Origin of the sequence: Thioalkalivibrio sp. ALJ3 (assembly GCF_000377205.1) — a bacterium.
Lineage (GTDB): Bacteria > Pseudomonadota > Gammaproteobacteria > Ectothiorhodospirales > Ectothiorhodospiraceae > Thioalkalivibrio.
In genome coordinates this window covers 1-17,961 of the sequence record NZ_KB897910.1, presented here as the reverse complement: position 1 = coordinate 17,961, position 17,961 = coordinate 1, and the positions used below count along the sequence as shown (strand labels likewise).

The 17,961-nt window shown below is 68.2% G+C and carries 18 protein-coding genes; 16 read left to right on the top strand and 2 right to left on the bottom strand.

Translation table 11 applies throughout. From position 1 onward, the window contains the following. Nucleotides 1-127: 127 nt before the first annotated feature. The 10 genes from C935_RS0110910 (at nt 128) to ubiA (ending at nt 10,792) form a co-directional block, all read left to right on the top strand. Nucleotides 128-1,306 (top strand): LysM peptidoglycan-binding domain-containing protein, encoded by a 1,179-nt coding sequence (locus C935_RS0110910; RefSeq protein ID WP_018862532.1) that lies wholly within the window; start codon nt 128-130, stop codon nt 1,304-1,306. A gap of 28 nt (nt 1,307-1,334) precedes the next feature. Then, nucleotides 1,335-2,468: a DNA-processing protein DprA gene (dprA, locus tag C935_RS0110905; protein ID WP_018862531.1), complete on the top strand. Its 1,134-nt coding sequence runs from the start codon at nt 1,335-1,337 to the stop codon at nt 2,466-2,468. After that, a complete protein-coding gene (locus C935_RS0110900) occupies nt 2,465-2,950 on the top strand; it encodes a DUF494 family protein (RefSeq protein WP_018862530.1) in 486 nt (161 codons plus the stop codon). Before dprA ends, C935_RS0110900 begins: the two co-directional genes overlap by 4 nt. Before the next feature lie 141 nt (nt 2,951-3,091). After that, a complete protein-coding gene (locus C935_RS0110895) occupies nt 3,092-5,638 on the top strand; it encodes a DNA topoisomerase I (RefSeq protein WP_018862529.1) in 2,547 nt (848 codons plus the stop codon). Continuing rightward, entirely contained in the window at nt 5,625-6,230 is a 606-nt protein-coding gene (locus C935_RS0110890) for an L-threonylcarbamoyladenylate synthase (RefSeq protein ID WP_026278772.1), read from the top strand. Before C935_RS0110895 ends, C935_RS0110890 begins: the two co-directional genes overlap by 14 nt. A gap of 16 nt (nt 6,231-6,246) precedes the next feature. After that, nucleotides 6,247-7,176: an oxygen-dependent coproporphyrinogen oxidase gene (gene hemF / locus C935_RS0110885; RefSeq protein ID WP_018862527.1), complete on the top strand. Its 930-nt coding sequence runs from the start codon at nt 6,247-6,249 to the stop codon at nt 7,174-7,176. 23 nt (nt 7,177-7,199) lie between these two features. Continuing rightward, on the top strand, nt 7,200-8,216 hold the full coding sequence (gene hemB / locus C935_RS0110880; protein WP_018862526.1) for a porphobilinogen synthase: 1,017 nt from the start codon (nt 7,200-7,202) through the stop codon (nt 8,214-8,216). After that, nucleotides 8,213-9,061: a shikimate dehydrogenase gene (gene aroE, locus C935_RS0110875; protein ID WP_018862525.1), complete on the top strand. Its 849-nt coding sequence runs from the start codon at nt 8,213-8,215 to the stop codon at nt 9,059-9,061. Before hemB ends, aroE begins: the two co-directional genes overlap by 4 nt. Nucleotides 9,062-9,165: 104 nt before the next feature. Continuing rightward, nucleotides 9,166-9,831 carry an OmpA family protein gene (locus C935_RS0110870; protein ID WP_018862524.1) on the top strand — a complete coding sequence of 222 codons (666 nt, stop codon included), beginning with the start codon at nt 9,166-9,168 and terminating at the stop codon, nt 9,829-9,831. A 91-nt stretch (nt 9,832-9,922) separates the two neighbouring features. Beyond that, nucleotides 9,923-10,792 carry a 4-hydroxybenzoate octaprenyltransferase gene (ubiA, locus tag C935_RS0110865; RefSeq protein ID WP_018862523.1) on the top strand — a complete coding sequence of 290 codons (870 nt, stop codon included), beginning with the start codon at nt 9,923-9,925 and terminating at the stop codon, nt 10,790-10,792. Between the two features lie 5 nt (nt 10,793-10,797). Here the strand turns inward: ubiA and C935_RS13445 are convergent, their stop codons facing one another. Continuing rightward, nucleotides 10,798-11,550 carry a ComF family protein gene (locus tag C935_RS13445; protein ID WP_255349351.1) on the bottom strand — a complete coding sequence of 251 codons (753 nt, stop codon included), beginning with the start codon at nt 11,548-11,550 and terminating at the stop codon, nt 10,798-10,800. Nucleotides 11,551-11,586: 36 nt separating this feature from the next. On the opposite strand from C935_RS13445, the gene C935_RS0110855 reads away from it, so the two are divergent. The 6 genes from C935_RS0110855 (at nt 11,587) to C935_RS0110830 (ending at nt 17,080) form a co-directional block, all read left to right on the top strand. Further along, nucleotides 11,587-12,045, top strand: a complete 459-nt coding sequence (locus C935_RS0110855; protein WP_018862521.1) for a hypothetical protein — start codon at nt 11,587-11,589, stop codon at nt 12,043-12,045. After that, nucleotides 12,042-13,037, top strand: coding sequence for a biotin synthase BioB (bioB, locus tag C935_RS0110850; RefSeq protein WP_018862520.1), 996 nt, complete (start codon nt 12,042-12,044; stop codon nt 13,035-13,037). The genes C935_RS0110855 and bioB overlap by 4 nt, the downstream gene beginning before the upstream one ends. Nucleotides 13,038-13,048: 11 nt before the next feature. After that, a complete protein-coding gene (locus C935_RS0110845; protein WP_018862519.1) occupies nt 13,049-13,801 on the top strand; it encodes a methyltransferase domain-containing protein in 753 nt (250 codons plus the stop codon). Nucleotides 13,802-13,829: 28 nt separating this feature from the next. Next, complete coding sequence (gene bioF, locus C935_RS0110840) at nt 13,830-15,011, top strand: 8-amino-7-oxononanoate synthase (RefSeq protein WP_018862518.1); 1,182 nt, start codon at nt 13,830-13,832, stop codon at nt 15,009-15,011. A 121-nt stretch (nt 15,012-15,132) separates the two neighbouring features. Next, nucleotides 15,133-15,711, top strand: a complete 579-nt coding sequence (locus C935_RS0110835; RefSeq protein WP_018862517.1) for a glycine zipper domain-containing protein — start codon at nt 15,133-15,135, stop codon at nt 15,709-15,711. A gap of 145 nt (nt 15,712-15,856) precedes the next feature. After that, the gene (locus tag C935_RS0110830) at nt 15,857-17,080 is read left to right on the top strand and encodes a DUF418 domain-containing protein (protein WP_018862516.1); all 1,224 of its coding nucleotides are present in this window, start codon (nt 15,857-15,859) and stop codon (nt 17,078-17,080) included. A 7-nt stretch (nt 17,081-17,087) separates the two neighbouring features. Here the strand turns inward: C935_RS0110830 and radC are convergent, their stop codons facing one another. Then, complete coding sequence (radC, locus tag C935_RS0110825; protein WP_018862515.1) at nt 17,088-17,759, bottom strand: DNA repair protein RadC; 672 nt, start codon at nt 17,757-17,759, stop codon at nt 17,088-17,090. Between the last annotated feature and the right edge of the window lie 202 nt (nt 17,760-17,961).

Sequence of the window (17,961 nt, the reverse complement as noted above, 5' to 3'; positions counted from 1 at the left end):
TACTGTACAGACGTCACAATTCTGCTAACGTTGGACCGCAATATCCGCGGAATTGCGTCATCCGCATGGGGCCGGGCTAGGGCAAAAGGAAGGCTCGGGGAGCGCGCGGACCTGACAGGGGACAGTAATGTACAAGACCAGGGCGACCACGACCTTCGTTCTGCCGGGCATTCTATTTAGTGTAACGCTGTTACTCGGCGCCTGCGCAGCCACCCAGACCGAAGAAGGGGCTGCCACTCCTGCGGACAGCGAAGCCACTCAAACGGCTCGCACCGAGGGCACCTCCCGCGACAACGACCGCGCCTCCGAAACTTCCGGCACCTCCGAGCCGGAACCCGAAATCCGCGAGTCCGCACCCGAACGCTACGTGGTCCGCGAAGGTGACACCCTGTGGGACATCGCCGCGATGTTCCTGCGTGATCCCTGGTACTGGCCGGAGATCTGGCTGGTGAATCCGGAGATCGAGAATCCGCACCTGATCTATCCGGGTGATGTCCTCAGTATCTACTACGTAGATGGTGAACCGCGCATCACCGTGGATGGTGGCCCGCGCGTGCGTCCAACCAAGCGCCTGTCGCCCGAAGTTCGCGTGGTGGATCGCGAAGAGGACGTCACCCCGATCTCCACCCTGCAGTCGTTCATGTTCCGCCCGCAGGTGCTGGACGACGAGACGCTGGACAACGCCCCCTACATCCTGGCCTCGCAGGACGAACGCGTGATTTTCGGCCCGGGCGACCGTGTCTACGTGCGCAACGCCGAAGACACGCAGCAATACGACCTCTATCACATCGTTCGCCGTGACGGCGAGCTGGTGGACCCGGACACGGGCGAGAACCTGGGCATTGCGACTCTGCCAATTGGCGAGGCGGAGATCGTCGAACCCGGCAACGTGGCACGCGCCAACATTCGCAAGGGCGAACGCGAGGCGATCCGTGGCGATCGTCTCGTTCCCTTTGCCGACGAACAGGACATGCTGTTCGAGATCGGACGCCCCCCGGAGGACATGGAGGGCACGATCATCTCCCTGTTCGATGCAATTAGCCAGATCGGCCAGCTGCAGGCCGCGATCATCAATCGCGGCGAGCGCGACGGAATCGAGAACGGCCAGGTCATGACCGCCTACACCGCCGGTCGCCAGGTACGCGACCCAGTCAGCGACCGGCCGAACGAGGTCGTGACCCTGCCCGAGGAATCGGTCGGCACGGTGATGGTGTTCCAGACCTTCGAGAAGGTCTCCTACATCCTGGTTACAGAGTCCGACCGTACCCTGCGCGAGGGCGACAAGGTCCGCCATCCGTCGCGCTGACCCGGCTGCACGGGCGTGATCACCTCCGATGGCAGATGATCGGGAGCGGGCAACACGTCACCGCGACTGGCTGGAACTGATCAATACCCCGGGGCTTGGCCACCAGCGCCTCCTGCATCTAGTCGAGGTCTTTGGCGGTCCCGGCGCTGCCCTGGCCGCACCCCTCAGCGAATGGCGGCGTCACGGCGTCGAGCTGGATATCGACCTGGAGGCCCGCACAGCGGGGGCCGATACCGACCAGGCGTGGCTCGACCAGGACGAACGGCACCATCTGCTGTGCCGGGATGACCCCGACTACCCGCCGCTACTGGCCGAACTCCCCGATCCGCCCCCCGTCCTGTACCTGAACGGCGACCCGAGCCTGCTACATCGGCCGCAGATCGCGGTCATCGGCGCCCGCGAGTGCACGCCGCAGGGCGAACGGCTGGCCGGGGAGTTCGCGCGCGAGCTCGCCGGTGCCGGCGTGGTGGTGACCAGCGGCCTGGCGCGCGGCATCGACGGCGCCGCCCACGAGGGGGCCCTGGCTGCCCCCGGTGGCCACACGATCGCGGTCGTCGCGACCGGCCCGGACCGCATCTACCCGGCCCAGCATCGTCGCCTCGCCCACCGCATCGCGGATCACGGCCTGGTCGTCTCGCTGTGGCCGACCGGCACACGCCCGCTGGCGCGCAACTTTCCGCAGCGCAACCGGGTGATCAGCGGCATGGCCCTGGGCACGGTCGTCGTCGAAGCCGCGCTGAAAAGCGGTTCGCTGATCACCGCCCGGCTGGCTGCGGAACAGGGCCGACAGGTCTACGCGGTGCCGGGCTCGGTACTGAGCTCGGTCAGCCGCGGCTGCCATCGCCTGATCCGCGACGGGGCGCAACTCGTGGAGTCGGCCGACGACGTGCTGGAGGATCTGGCGGACTGGATCGGTGTCGCCCCCGGGGAGACGCCCGAAACGTCGCCGGAGCCGGCTCGGGAACCACTGGACCCGGAGCAGGAACGCGTGCTGAACGCGATGGGTTTTGACCCGATCCCGCTGGAAACCCTGCGGGATCGCACCAAATTGACCATCGAGCGGCTTTCATCCATGCTGGTTTTGCTGGAACTCAACGGCCGTGTGGCCGCCCTCGACCACGGGCGCTACCAGCGCCTCGACGCAGGATCCCCTGAATCATGAACGAAAGCGTGCTGGATGTGCTCATGTACCTGTTCGAGCACACCATGGACGAGGAATCCGAAGAGGAGCCGGATCGCGCGGAACTGGAACGCCACCTGGTGGAAGCCGGTTTCGCCCGCCCCGAGATCGACCGCGCCCTGGGCTGGCTGGATCGCCTGATGAGCGAGGCCCCGCTCACCGGCCGCGGTGGCGACAGCGCGGCCCAGCGCATCTACGCCCCGGAAGAGCGCAAGCGCCTGGATACCGAGGCGCACGGCTTCCTGTTGCACCTGGAACAAAACGGCCTGCTGACCGCCGGCACGCGCGAGCTGGTGCTGGACCGCGTGATGGAGCTGGATGCCGAGGAGATCGACCTCGACCAGCTGCGCTGGGTGGTCCTGATGGTGCTGTTCAACCAGCCCGACGACGCGATCGCCTACTCCCGACTGGAAGAGGTGATGCGCGACGATTCTGGCCCCGCGGCCGTGGATTATCTGCACTGATTTCTCCGTCTCCCGCAGACAGCACGGTAGCCAACCGGCATTTCCTCCTCTAGTCTTTAGCGCCCGTGAACCCGGTCGCTGCCATGCGACCGCGATCGCCCCTAAACGGAACCCGCTGCCACGGAGACGGTCCCGAGCGACATGAGCAAGCACCTCGTCATCGTAGAGTCGCCCGCCAAGGGCAAGACCATCGAAAAATATCTCGGCCCGGACTACCAGGTCATGGCCTCCTATGGCCATGTGCGCGACCTGGTCCCCAAGGAAGGCGCGGTGGACCCGGAAAACGGGTTCCGTATGAAGTACGACGTGATCGAGCGCAGCGAAAAACAGATCGACGCGATCGCCAAGGCGCTGAAGAAATCCGACGACCTGATCCTAGCGACTGACCCCGACCGCGAAGGCGAGGCGATCTCCTGGCACCTCTACGAAGTGCTGCGCGACCGCGGCCTGCTGGACGATCGCGGCGTGCATCGGGTCGTTTTCCACGAGATCACCAGAAAGGCGATCCAGCAGGCGATCGAGGAGCCACGTGACCTGGCCAAGCCGCTGATCGATGCCCAGCAGGCGCGCCGCGCGCTGGACTACCTGGTCGGCTTCAACCTCTCGCCGCTGCTGTGGCGCAAGATCAAGCGCGGCCTGTCCGCCGGACGCGTGCAAAGCCCGGCGCTGCGCATGATCTGCGAGCGCGAGGACGCGATCGAGGCCTTCGTCCCGCGCGAATACTGGACCCTGGATGCGAAGGCCGAGCGCCAGGAGCAGCCGTTCACCGCGCGCCTGACCTACCTGGACGGCAACAAGCTGGACCAGTTCGACCTGAACAGCGCCGAACTCGCACATGACGCCCAGAAGCGCCTGACCGAGGCCGCGAACGGCGAGCTGCGTGTCGCCAAGGTCGAGAAGAAGCAGCGCCGCCGCAACCCGGCCGCGCCGTTCACCACCTCGACCCTGCAGCAGGAGGCCTCGCGCAAGCTGGGCTTTACCGCGTCCCGCACCATGCGCACCGCGCAGCAGTTGTACGAGGGGATCGACCTGGGCTCCGGTGCGATCGGCCTGATCACCTACATGCGTACCGACTCGGTGGCGCTGGCCGGCGAGTCGATCGCCGAGATCCGCGGCCTGATCGGGGAGCGCTACGGCGGCAACAACGTCCCCGACAGCCCGCGCCAGTACAAGACCAAGTCGAAGAACGCGCAGGAGGCCCACGAGGCCATCCGCCCGACCTCCGTGCGCCGCCTGCCGAACGAAATCCGCGCCCGGCTGACCAGCGACCAGGCGCGACTGTACGACCTGATCTGGAAGCGCACCGTCGCCTGCCAGATGATCCACGCGACCTTCGACACCGTCGCCGCCGACCTGGTCCCGGGCGACAGCCGGCATCAGTTCCGCGCCACCGGCTCCACCCTGGTCGACCCCGGCTTCATCGCGGTCTATCAGGAGGGCCGCGACGACGCGCAAGACGATGACGAGGACAAGCGCCTGCCGGAGATGGCCGAGGGCGACACGGTCCAACTCGAAGAAGTCACCGCCGACCAGCACTTCACCGAACCGCCGCCACGCTACACCGAGGCCAGCCTGGTGAAGACGCTGGAGGAATACGGCATCGGCCGTCCGTCGACCTACGCCAGCATCATCTCCACCCTGCAGTCGCGCGAATACGTGGAGATGGACGGCAAGCGCTTCATCCCGACCGATACCGGCCGGATCGTGAACAGCTTCCTGACCCAGCATTTCGACCGCTACGTGGACTACGACTTCACCGCAAAGCTCGAGGACGAGCTGGACGCGATCTCGCGCGGCGAGAAGGACTGGGTCCCGGTGCTGGAGGATTTCTGGGGCGACTTCCGCGACCAGGTAAAGGAAAAGGAAGAGAACGTCACCCGTGCCGAGGCCGTGCAGTCACGCGAGCTGGGCACCGATCCGCAGAGCGGGCGCCCGGTCAGCGTGCGCCTGGGCCGTTTCGGCCCGATCGTGCAGATCGGCACCAAGGACGACGAGGAGAAGCCGCGCTTCGCCGGCCTGCTGCCCGGGCAGAAGATGGACAAGATCACGCTCGACGAGGCACTGGAGCTGTTCAAACTGCCGCGTGACCTCGGCGAGACCCCCGAGGGCGAGCCGGTGATGGTCAACATCGGCCGCTTCGGCCCGTACGTGAAGTACGGCTCCAAGTACGCCTCCCTCGGGCCGGACGACGACGTCTGGACCATCGAGCTGCCACGTGCGCTGGAGATCGTCGCCGAGAAGAAGAAAAAGGACGCCGAACGCTTCATCAAGAGCTTCGACGAAGAGGGTATCCAGGTCCTCAACGGCCGCTACGGGCCGTATGTGACCGATGGCAAGAAAAACGCCAAGATCCCCAAGGAGACCGATCCCAAGTCCCTGACGCTTGAGCAGTGCCAGGAACTGATCGCCGCCGCGCCGGAACGCAAGGGCCGCGGACGCAAGGGGGCGGCCAAGTCGACCGCCAAGTCGTCGACCGCGAAGAAGACGGCCACGAAAAAGACGGCCACCAAGAAGGCTGCCAGCAAGACGGGCACGAAAAAGACCGCCGCCAAGAAGAGCACGTCGAAGAAAGCCCCGGCGAAGAAGGCTTCGACCGCCAAGTCTGGTAGCGCGAAGTCCGGCAGCGGCGACAACGCCGGCGACAGCCGCCTGAGTGCCCAGCCCTCCGGCGACCGTGGATCCGAATAACGCCCCGTTGCTAACCCCCGAGATCGACCCCGTCGCGCAGTGCGTGCGCGACGGCGGCGTGATCGCCTACCCCACCGAGGCGGTCTTCGGCCTTGGCTGCCGCCCGGATAACGCCGAGGCAATCGATCGCATCCTCGAGATCAAGGGCCGCCCGGCCGCCAAGGGGCTGATCGTGGTCACCGACCGGATGGAGCGCCTCGCAACCTGGCTGGCGCCGCTGCCGGCCGAACGCCGGGCCGAGATCGACGCCAGCTGGCCGGGGCCGACCACCTGGCTGTTGCCCGTCACCGATGCCTGCCCGCCGCGGCTACGCGGCGAACACGACAGCCTCGCGGTACGCGTCACCGCCCACCCGGAGACGCGCGCGCTGTGCGCGGCCGCGGGCAGCCCCCTGGTCTCCACCAGCGCCAACCGCGCGGGCGCGGAGCCCTGCCGAACCTGGGACTGCGTGAACGCACAGCTCGGGACAGGCATCGATGCGATCCTGCAGGCAGAATGTGGCGGGCGCACCGCACCCAGCGCGATCCGCGACGCCCGCACCGGGGCCTGGCTCCGGGGCGCGCCGGACCCCGACACCAACACCGAGAACTGATCAATCGGGACGCAGCATGAGCCAGGACCACGTCTCCATCGACCGTGTCATCGAATACCTGCAGGGCCTGCAGGACCGCATCTGCCAAGGCCTCGAGCGCCTGGACGGCCAGGCCCGCTTCCAGGAGGACGCCTGGGAACGCCCGGCCGGCGGCGGCGGCCGCACCCGCGTGCTGCACGAGGGGCGGGTCTTCGAGCAGGCCGGGGTCAACTTCTCCCATGTGATGGGCGACAACCTTCCGGCCTCGGCCACCGCGCACCGCCCGGAGTTGGCCGGGCGTTCGTTCCAGGCCACCGGGGTGTCGCTGGTGATCCACCCGCACAACCCGTATGTACCGACCTCGCACGCAAACGTACGCTTCTTCATCGCCGAGAAGCCCGGCGAGGAGCCGATCTGGTGGTTCGGCGGCGGCTTCGACCTGACCCCGTACTACGGCTTCGACGAGGACTGCATCCACTGGCACCGCACGGCCGAGGCCGCCTGTCGGCCGTTTGGCGAGCACCTTTATCCGGCGCACAAGAAGTGGTGCGACGAGTACTTCCACCTCAAGCACCGCGACGAGCCGCGCGGCGTCGGCGGGCTGTTCTTCGACGACTTCAGCGAGGGCGGCTTCGAGCACGCCTTCGGTTACATGCAGAGCGTCGGCAATGCCTATCTGGATGCCTATGGCCCGATCGTCGACCGGCGCCACGCGACCGAATACGGCGAGCGCGAGCGCCAGTTCCAGCTCTACCGGCGTGGGCGCTATGTCGAGTTCAACCTGGTCTACGACCGCGGTACCCTGTTCGGCCTGCAGTCGGGCGGGCGCACCGAATCGATCCTGATGTCGCTTCCGCCGCTGGTGCGCTGGGAATACAACTACCAGCCGGAGGCCGGCACGCCCGAGGCCGAACTGTACGAACGTTACCTGAAGCCGCGCGACTGGCTGGCCGAGGCCGCTGGCTGACTACGCCAACAAGGATGACCCGCATGACCGCACCGATCGCCCCCTATCCCGCCGGCCGCCCGCGCCGCATGCGTCGCGACGCCTTCTCCCGCCGCCTGATGCGCGAGCACCACCTGCGCACGGACGACCTGATCCTGCCGATATTCGTCACCGAAGGAGAGGGGGTGCGCGAGGCGGTGCCGTCGATGCCCGGCGTGGACCGCGTCACCATTGACCTGCTGCTGGAGGAGGCGGCCGCGGCCGTGCGCCTCGGCATCCCGGCACTGGCCCTGTTCCCGGTGGTCCCGGGCGAAAAGAAGAGCCTGGATGCCGCCGAGGCCTGGAACCCCGAGGGCCTGGCCCAGCGCGCGGTACGCGCCCTGAAGCAGGCCCACCCCGAGCTCGGCGTGATCACCGACGTCGCCCTGGACCCGTTCACCACCCACGGCCAGGACGGCATTGTCGACGACGACGGCTTTGTTGTGAACGACATCACCGTCGAGGCCCTGGTGAGGCAGGCACTGTCGCATGCCGCGGCCGGGGCCGACGTGGTCGCCCCCTCCGACATGATGGACGGGCGCATCGGCGCGATCCGCACCGCGCTGGAGGATGGCGGGCATGTGCACACGCGCATCCTCGCCTACTCCGCCAAGTACGCCTCGGCCTTCTACGGGCCGTTCCGCGACGCGGTGGGCTCGGCCGGCAATCTGGGCAAGGGTGGCAAGGAGACCTACCAGATGGACCCGGCCAACGGCGACGAGGCCCTGCACGAGGTCGCGCTCGACCTGGCCGAAGGCGCCGACATGGTGATGGTCAAGCCGGGGATGCCGTATCTGGATGTGGTCCGCCGTATCCGCGACGAATTCCAGCGCCCGACCTTCGTCTATCACGTCTCCGGCGAGTACGCGATGCTCAAGGCCGCCGCCGAACGCGGCTGGCTGGACGAGCGCGCCTGCGTGCTGGAGACCCTGACCGGCATGAAGCGCGCCGGGGCCGACGGCATCCTCACCTACTACGCCCGCACCGTGGCCGAATGGCTGGAGGAGGACGCGGCCCGATGAGCGAGCCGCGCCCCGATCGTTATGGCGTGGTCGGCAATCCGATTCGTCATTCGCTGTCGCCGCGCATCCACGCCCTGTTCGCCGAACAGACCGGGCAGCACCTGACCTACGAAGCCCTGCTGGGCACCCCGGGGCAGTTCGCCGAGGAGGTCTGGGCGTGGTTCTCCTCCGGGCTCCGGGGCCTGAACGTGACCGTCCCGTTCAAGGAAGAGGCGTTCGCCCTGGCCCGGGTGCTAACCGATCGCGCCCGGCGCGCCGGTGCAGTGAACACCCTCTGGCGCGACGACGAGCGCCAGCTCCACGGCGACAACACCGACGGCATCGGCTTCTGCCGCGACCTCGACCGCCTGGGTGGCGAGGTGCCCGGCCGGCGCATCCTGATCCTCGGGGCCGGCGGCGCGACCCGCGGGCTGCTGCAGCCCCTGCTGGAGCGACATCCCGCACAGCTGGTGATCGCCAACCGCACCGCGGCGCGGGCCGAAGCGCTGGCCGAGGACTTCGCCGACCTGGCGATCGAGACCGAGCTGTCCGCCTGCGGCCTCGACGCCCTGCCCGCCGGCCCGTTCGACCTGGTCATCAACGCCACCGCCGCCGGCCTGTCGGACGAGGGCCTCACCCTGCCCGCGACGCTGGTGCACCCGGACAGCCTGGCCTACGACCTGGTCTACGGCGCGGGCGCGGCCCGGTTCCTCGACTGGGCCAATGACGCCGGCTGCCGGCAGACGGCGGACGGTCTGGGCATGCTGGTCGAGCAGGCCGCCGAGGCCTTCGCGATCTGGCGCGGCATCCACCCCGACACCACCCCGGTATTGCGCCAACTGCGTCACGAAAACGACGCGGCCTGACGCACGGTTCACCTTCCGTTCAAGCAACGGCGCAATCCTGTCCCCAAGCGCGCCCATGGGCGCAGACTGAAACCCGGGAGTTCCTTCCCGGCTGGGGGGCAAGCATGATCTCGCGCATTGGTGTTCTGTTACTGGTCGGTTTTCTGACCTTCGCCATCGGCTGTACCACTGCGGATCCCTATACCGGCGAGGAGCGCGTATCGCGCACTGCGATCGGAGCCGGCGTGGGCGCCGCGGCAGGCGCCGTGGTCGGCAGCATCACCAGCCGCCGCAACCGCACGCAGCGCGCGATGATCGGGGCGGGCATCGGGGCGTTGGCCGGCGGCGCGATCGGCAACTACATGGACCGCCAGGAGGCCGAGCTGCGCGAGCAGCTTCAGGGGACGGGCGTCAGCGTGACCCGCGACGGCGACAACATCATCCTCAACATGCCGGGGCACATCACCTTCGATGTCGATCGCACCGACATCAAGCCGGAGTTCGAGGACGTGCTGGACTCGGTGGCGCTGGTCCTGGCCGAATACGACCAGACCGGGATCGAGGTCGCCGGCCATACCGACATCACCGGACGCGTCGAGTACAACATGGACCTGTCCGAACGCCGTGCACAAAGTGTCGGGCGCGCCCTGATCCGGCGCGGGGTCCAGTCGGTGCGAGTCGACACCATCGGCTTCGGCCCGCATCAGCCCGTCGCGACCAACGAGACCGCCGAGGGCCGCGCGATGAACCGGCGCGTCGAACTGACCCTGTTCCCGCTGACCGCGGACTGAGCGCAGACTACCAGCGGGGTCGCGCCGGGGATTGTCCGGCCCACCCCCTTCCGCATCCATCCGGCACGCCAGGCTGGTAAGCTTGGCCGCCATGGACGCACGTGCACGCCTGTGGGAACTGGCCCGACTGGTCCGCCTGGACCGGCCTGTCGGCATCTATCTGCTGCTGTGGCCGACTCTGTGGGCGCTTTGGATCGCGGCCGAGGGCTGGCCGCCGGGTTCGCTGATCTTCATCTTCGTTGCCGGCGTCGTGCTGATGCGCTCGGCCGGCTGTGCGATCAACGACTACGCGGACCGCGACTTCGACGCCCATGTCGCCCGCACACGCGACCGCCCGCTGGCGCTCGGCACCATTACGCCGAACGAGGCACTGGCGACCTTCGCCGTGCTGGCGCTGACCGCCTTCGTGCTGGTGCTGCTGACCAACCTGCTGACCATTCTCTATTCCCTGGTCGCGGTGGTGCTGGCCGCCACCTACCCCTTCGCCAAGCGCTTCCACCACTTTCCGCAGGTGCACCTGGGCGCGGCCTTCGCCTGGGCGGTGCCCATGGCCTTTACCGCGGTTACCGGGGATCACCCGCCTCCGCTCGCCTGGCTGCTGTACGTGACCGTGCTCGCCTGGACCGTGGTGTACGACACCTTCTACGGGATGGTGGACCGAGAAGACGACCTGGAGATCGGGGTGAAGTCCACCGCCATCGCGTTCGGCGAGATGGACCGGCTGATCACGGCAGGGCTACAGGTGCTCGTCTGGCTGGGGCTGTACCTGATCGGTCAGCATGCCGGGTTCGGCGGCTACTATACGGCGGGGCTGGTGATCGTGGCGATGCTGATGTTCTACCAGCAGTTCCTGATCGCCGAACGCGAGCCGACCGACTGCCTGCGGGCATTCAAGAACAACCACTATCTCGGCGCCGTGGTCATGCTCGCGATGATCGCGGATCACTATCTGGGAGGCTAACGCGCTTACGCGCGAGCGAGTGCCAAGCCCTCGACCGACGCAGCTCCCGCCGCCCGCAGCGCACGGGCCAGCGCATCCAGGGTCGCCCCGGTCGTGACCACATCGTCCACCAATAACACCCGTTCGTCCGCCAGTTCCGCCTTCACGGCAAATGCATCGCGCAGATTCCGGCGACGCTGAGGGCCACTCAGCGTCTGCTGCGAAGGCGTGGCCCGCACGCGGCGAACGCATGCGGCATCCAGCGGGAGCCCCAGGACCTCGGCGACGCACCGCGCCAGCGGCTCGCACTGATTGAACCCGCGCTCGCGCAAACGCGAGGGGTGCAATGGAACGGGCACCACGCGGGTAGGTAACAGTGTCGGCGCAGCCCGGCGTTCGCGGGCCGCCTGCGCGGCCAGTTCCACGAGGATCCGTTCGGCCCGGGCGTAACCACTGCGCTTGTAGGCCAGCAGCACCCGATCCAGCGGCCAGGCATAGGCCCATGGTGCCCGCAGGCTGTCCAGTGCGAGAGGGCGCCGCTGACAGGCAGGGCAGGCCACCGTCACCGGCAAAGGCGCCGCGCAGCCCGGGCACGGTGCCTCCACCCGCACCAGGTCCTCGCGACAGCCGGGACAGATGGCCCCACCCTCCGGTAACGGGGCCAGACACAAGCCGCAGTGGTCCGGGTACAGCGCCCGAGCTGCCCAAGTGGCCAGCGCACGCAACGCGCCCGATCGCCGCCCGATTCGCCCCGGCGTGGCTGAAGGGGGATGAGCCATAATGGTATGCTTTCGCTTTTGCATTCAGGGTAGTCCATGGCGACCAAGACCGTCTCCGCACGCAGTTCGCGGCGCTCCGCTGCGATGTTCGACATCGGCAATCTGATCAGCGTGTCGATTGCCGGCATCCCGCTGTTTGTGGTCAGCAGCGAAGGGGTCGGGGTCGGGTTCATCATTGCCGCGATCATGGGCATCGTGCCGCTAGTGCTGTGGTTTGGTGCCTCCATGCTGGTCTACGCCCTGAACAAGCACCACCCCGATCCGCGCGTGGGCCATTTCACGCAGTGGGCGGCCTATCGCTACTACGCGCTGATGGGCCTGTTGATCGGGGTCGCCACCTTCTTTCCGCCGGATCTGGCCTACTACCGAGCCTACTGGGCCGTGGCGGCCGCCATCCTGCTGCCGTGGACGATATACGCCCTGTTCCGTATCTATCGCGAACCCTGGGCCGATGTCGCCATTCCGGCGGAAGCCGACAAGGAGCCACACTCATGAGCGAGCCCCGCCACGACTGGAACACCGAAGAGGTCGAGGCCCTGCTCGACCTGCCGCTGAACGACCTGATCTTTCGCGCGCAGACGGTGCACCGCGAGCACTTCGACCCGAACGCGGTGCAGGTGAGCACGCTGCTGTCGATCAAGACCGGGGCCTGCCCGGAGGACTGCGCCTATTGCCCGCAGAGCGCCCACCACGACGTGGAGCTGGAACGCGAACGTCTGCTGCCGCTCGACGAGGTCGTCGAGGCCGCGCGCAACGCCCGCGCCCAGGGCGCGACCCGCTTCTGCATGGGTGCCGCCTGGCGCAACCCCACCGACAAGAACCTGGAGCGCGTGATCGAGATGGTGCGCGCGGTTAAGGACGAGGGTCTGGAGACCTGCATGACCCTCGGCATGCTGAAGGCCGAGCAGGCGAAACGCCTGTCCGAGGCGGGGCTGGACTACTACAACCACAACCTCGACACCTCACCCGAGTTCTACGGCCACATCATCTCCACGCGCACCTACGAGGACCGCCTGGAGACCCTGGAGCACGTGCGCGAGGCTGGCATGAACGTCTGCTGTGGCGGCATCCTCGGCATGGGCGAGTCGCGCCGCGACCGCGCGCGCCTGCTGCAGCAGATGGCCAACCTGCCGAAACACCCGGAGTCTGTCCCGATCAACCAGCTGATCCAGGTCGAGGGCACGCCGCTGCACGGGATCGAGGACCTCGACCCGCTCGAGTTCGTGCGCACCATCGCCGCGACCCGCATCCTGATGCCGGCCTCCTACGTGCGCCTGTCCGCCGGGCGCACCGAGATGTCCGACGAGATGCAGGCCCTGTGTTTCCTCGCCGGCGCCAACTCGCTGTTCTACGGCGACACCCTGCTGACCACGCCGAACCCCGGCGAAAACCACGATCTCGCGCTGTTCGAACGCCTGGGCCTGCGCCCGGAGACCGGGCCGGAAGCCCCCGCGGAATCGGACCGGCCCGCCTCCGCATCGGCCTGAGCCGACGGCCGGTGGCGGGCGACTTTCCCGATCACTTCTCGGCGGTGGCGGCGGCTTATGCCCGCCACCGCCCGGACTACCCCGCCGATCTGTTTGACTGGCTGGCCGCACACACCCCGCGCCACGAACGGGCCTGGGACTGCGCCAGCGGCAACGGCCAGGCCGCGCAGGGCCTGAAGCCGCACTTCCCGCAGGTCGTGGCGACGGATGCCGCCCCGGCCCTGCTGGCCGCCCTGCCGGCGACCACCGGGGTCGATCGCGTGGCCTGTGCCGCCGAGGCCTGCGCGCTGGCCGACGCCTCGGTGGATCTGGCCTGTGTCGCCCAGGCCGCACACTGGTTTCGCCACGCCGAGTTCCATGACGAGGTCGCGCGCGTCCTGCGCCCGGGCGGCCTGCTGGCGATCTGGGGCTACGGCATCCTGCGCGCCGAGGACCCGGCGCTGGACCGCCTGCTGACCGACTTCCACGACACGACCCTGGCGCCCTGGTGGCCGGAGGAGCGCAGCCACATCCGCAGCCACTACCGCGACCTGCCCTTCCCCTGGCCGGAGATCGAGACGCCCGAGTTCCGTATCGACCGCGATTGGGACCGCGACACCCTGCTCGGCTATCTCGGCACCTGGTCCGCCATCCGCCGCGCACAGGCCGCCGGCCAGGATCCGCTGGCCGCACTGGAGCCAGCCCTGCACGCACTGTGGCCGAACGCGGACATCACCGCCCGCGTGCACTGGCCGATCTTCCTGCGTGCCGGGCTGCGGCCGTGAGTGAGCCACTCACCATGAGCCACTCACCATGAGTGAGTCGCTGCAGGCCTTCCTGCAGGCCCGTCTCGACCGCGTGCGCACGGACGGTCGCTGGCGCCGGCTGCGCACGCTGGGTGGGCCGCAGCAACCGGAGCAGGTCATCGACGGCCAGCCGGTTGTTGCCTTCTGCTCCAACGACTACCTGGGTCTGGCGGCGGATCCGGCCGTCGCCGCCGCCGCCCGCGAGGCCCTCGACCGCTACGGGGTCGGGGCAGGGGCTGCCCATCTGATCAACGGCCACACCCGCACCCATATGGAACTGGAACAGGCGCTGGCGCGCTTCACCGGGCGCGAGCGCGCACTGCTGTTCTCCACTGGCTACATGGCCAACCTGGCGCTGGTACAGACGCTGGCCGGCCGCCGAGACACGGTGTTCGAGGACCGCTGGAACCATGCCTCGCTAATCGACGCCGTGCGCCTGGCCGGCGCGTGCAGCCAGCGCTATCGCCATGCCGATCCCGGGCATCTGCGCGAACGCCTGCAGCAGGCCCCCGATAGCGGTCACCGCCTGATCGTGACCGACGGGGTGTTCTCCATGGACGGCGACATCGCCCCACTGCCGGAGCTGGCCGCGCTGGCGCGCGAGTACGACGCCTGGCTGATGGTGGACGACGCCCACGGCCTGTCGGTGCTGGGCGCGACCGGCGGCGGCAGCTGCCAGCACCACGGCCTCGGCGCAGACGAGGTTCCGATCCTGATGGGCACACTGGGCAAGGGCTTCGGCACCGCCGGGGCATTCGTCGCCGGCTCCGAGGCCCTGATCGAGACCCTGATCCAGACCGCGCGCCCCTACATCTACACCACCGCGATGCCGGCTGCCCTCGCCGCCGCAACGCTGGCCTCCGTGCGCATCGCCGAGGCTGCCGAGGATCGGCGTGCGCACCTGCAGGGCCTGCTCCAGCGTCTGGGGGCGGGACTGGACCGGCTCGGCCTGCAGCACCCGCCCCCGTTGACCCCGATCCAGCCGGTCCACATTGGTGACGCCCGCCGCGCCAGCGACGTGGCAGAGAGGTTGCTGGCCGCCGGTTTCCTGGTTCCGGCGATCCGTCCACCCACGGTCCCCGAGGGCCAGGCGCGGCTGCGCATCACACTGTCCGCCGCCCACACCGAGGCCCAGGTGGATGCCCTGCTCCACACGCTGGAACACGCCCTCAATCAGGCGGCTCCGTGAACCAGCCCACACCCCGGCATTGATGTCTTTCACGTTTCCGACAACCGCCATTCCCCGTTAAAGAACCGTTCAGCGACCCCACGCGAGGCTGAAGCCGAACACGGTCGAAAGGAGACGGACCATGGCAAGGAATCGCAACCATTCCCGAGGCGGTGTCCCCACCCATCTGAAGGCGCTGGCGGCTGCGGTGCTGCTCGGCTTCGCCGCCGACACCCTGGCCTCCCCGCCGCCCTGGGCACCGGCCCACGGCTGGCGCGCGCAGAACGACCCGGGCTATGCCGGCTACGACGGCTACAGTTACGACCGCTGGGAACACGACTACGGCGTAATGGACGGCCGCTGCAACCGCGACGCGATCGGCGCGGCGATTGGCGGCGGTGCCGGCGCAGTCATCGGCCACCGGGTCGGCGACGGCGATCCGGTGGCCATCCTGATCGGGGCGGCCGGGGGCGCGGTCCTGGGCGGCATGATCGGACGTCAGATGGACCGCAATGACCAGGCCTGCATGGGCCATGCACTGGAACTGGCCGAACCCGGACAGCCCGTGTACTGGGACAACGCCCATGGCCAGCCGGTGCACATGACGCCGGGGCGCGTTCGCGATAACGGCTGCCGGGACTTCGAGATGACGATCGACGGCGAGCGCCATACCGGCATGGCCTGTCCGGACGAACCCGGCCACTGGGAGATCCGCGGATAAGCGCGTCATTGCCCCAAGTGCCCCGGGGGCCTTGAACGCCCCCGGGCACCATCGCCTATCCTGCAGGGCCAACCTGCCCTGACCCGGCCGGCGACGCCTTCCGTCCGGCTACCGAAGGGCCGCACAGCACGGAATGGTTCACTCCATGGCCCGGACCCTGCCCGCCAATACGTCCCCGTCCGCACCGGAACGCGTGATCGTGCTGGATGTACTGCGCGGGGTCGCGATCCTCGGGATCCTGGTGATGAACATCCAGTCGTTTGGGCGCATCTCCAGCGAATACCTGAACCCGATGGCACTGGGTCCCCTCCCGCTGGCGGACTGGATCGCCTGGATCGTGGTCCACGTACTGGCGGACGAGAAGTTCATCAGCATGCTGACCCTGCTGTTCGGGGCCGGGATCGTTCTGATGGCGTCGGGCTCACGCCATCCGGCCGACACCTTCGAACAGCGCTTTCGCCGCCGCATGGGCTGGCTGTTCCTGATCGGGCTGGCACACGGGCTGATCCTGTGGCCCGGCGACATCCTCGCGGCGTACGCGGTGTGCGGACTGGTGGCCATGCATTTTCGCGACCACCCGCCGATGACGCTCCTGGCCTTCGGGATCGCGCTGATCGGAGGACTGACCGCGCTCTGGCTCGCGCTGAGCGTGATCCTGATCTTCCTCGTCCCCGAACACTGGCTGCAGACGCTCAACGAGCGCTACTGGCAGCCCGGCGCCGATGTCGTCAGCGACGAGCTCAACCGGATGTCCCTGCACTGGCTGGCGGCGACCGGCGAGCGGGCGACCGGCGCGCTGACGGCGCAGCTGTGGATGTTCTTTTCCGAGCGCCTGTGGCAGATGCTCGCGATGATGTTCATCGGCATGGCCCTGATGCGGCTTGGTTTTCTCCACGGGAGCTGGTCACTGGCCGGCTACCGGCGCGTCGTGCTGGCCGGACTGGGCATCGGCATCCCGCTGGTGCTGGCGGGGTTGTGGTTCAACACGGCCGTGGATTGGGATCTGCGCTACTCGATGTTCCTGGGCCGCATCGCGAATCTCTGGGGCAGTGTCGCGATCGCCCTGGCCTGGGTGGCCCTGGTGATCCTGCTGGCCCATCCCGACGGGCGTCGGCGGATCCTGCCGGGCGTCATCCGCGCCCTGGAGGCAGTCGGCCGCCTCGCGCTGACCAACTACATCGGCCAGTCGATCGTGGCCGCAATGATCTTCTACGGGATCGGGCTCGGCCTGTTCTCGCAGTTCGGGCATCTCGAACTGCTCGGCATCGTGCTGGCGATCTGGGCCGTGCAGATCACCTTCTCCCTGCTGTGGCAGCGCTACATCGGCGCCGGGCCGATCGAGGCACTGTGGCGGCGCCTGGCGCGCTAGCCTGGGTCTATAGCAGCCCCCGCTCGGCCATGGATATCGGGGTGTCGGCGATCACCACGTGATCGAGTATCCGCACATCCACCAGCCCCAGGGCCTCGGTCAAGCGCCGGGTGATCGCGATATCCGAGCGCGAGGGCTCGGCCACCCCGGACGGGTGGTTGTGGGCAAGGATCACCGCGGCCGCATTGTGGTGCAGTACACGCCGCACCACCTCGCGCGGGTGCACGGCGGCGCCGTCAATCGTGCCGCGGAACAGCTCCTCGAAGGCGATCACCCGGTGGCGGTTATCCAGAAACAGGACCGCAAAGACCTCGAAGGGATAGTCGCGCAGACGCGCCGCGAGGAACTGTCGAGTGGCGGTTGGCGACGTCAGCGCATCGCCACGCTCCAGGTCGGCGGCCAGGTGCCGCCGCCCCATCTCGAGTACCGCCTGGAGCTGGGCGTACTTGGCATCGCCCAGCCCCGGCGCCGCGCAGAACCCCGCCTGATCGGCCTGCAGCAGAGGCCGCAGTCCGCCGAAACGGCTGAGCAGATCGCGCGCGACATCGACCGCGCTCTTGCCGGCCACGCCGGTGCGCAGAAAGATCGCCAGCAGTTCTGCATCCGAAAGCGCGGCCGCGCCCCGCTCGATCAGTTTCTCCCGCGGGCGCTCGGCCGCAGGCCAGTCGGTAATCGCCATCCCCACCTCCCTGTGGTTCGGTCGTTTGATTGTTTCGGCCCATGCCGCCCGGCCATCCCGACCGTAACGAAGAACCGTAGGATGCGTTGAGCGGCAGCGAAACGCATCCTTGTGTCTTGCGGTTCACGGATCGCTACCATGGACCGCACCGGACTCGGGGTAACCCGATCGCATCCTGAGGTCACGAACCTTGTGTCTTGCG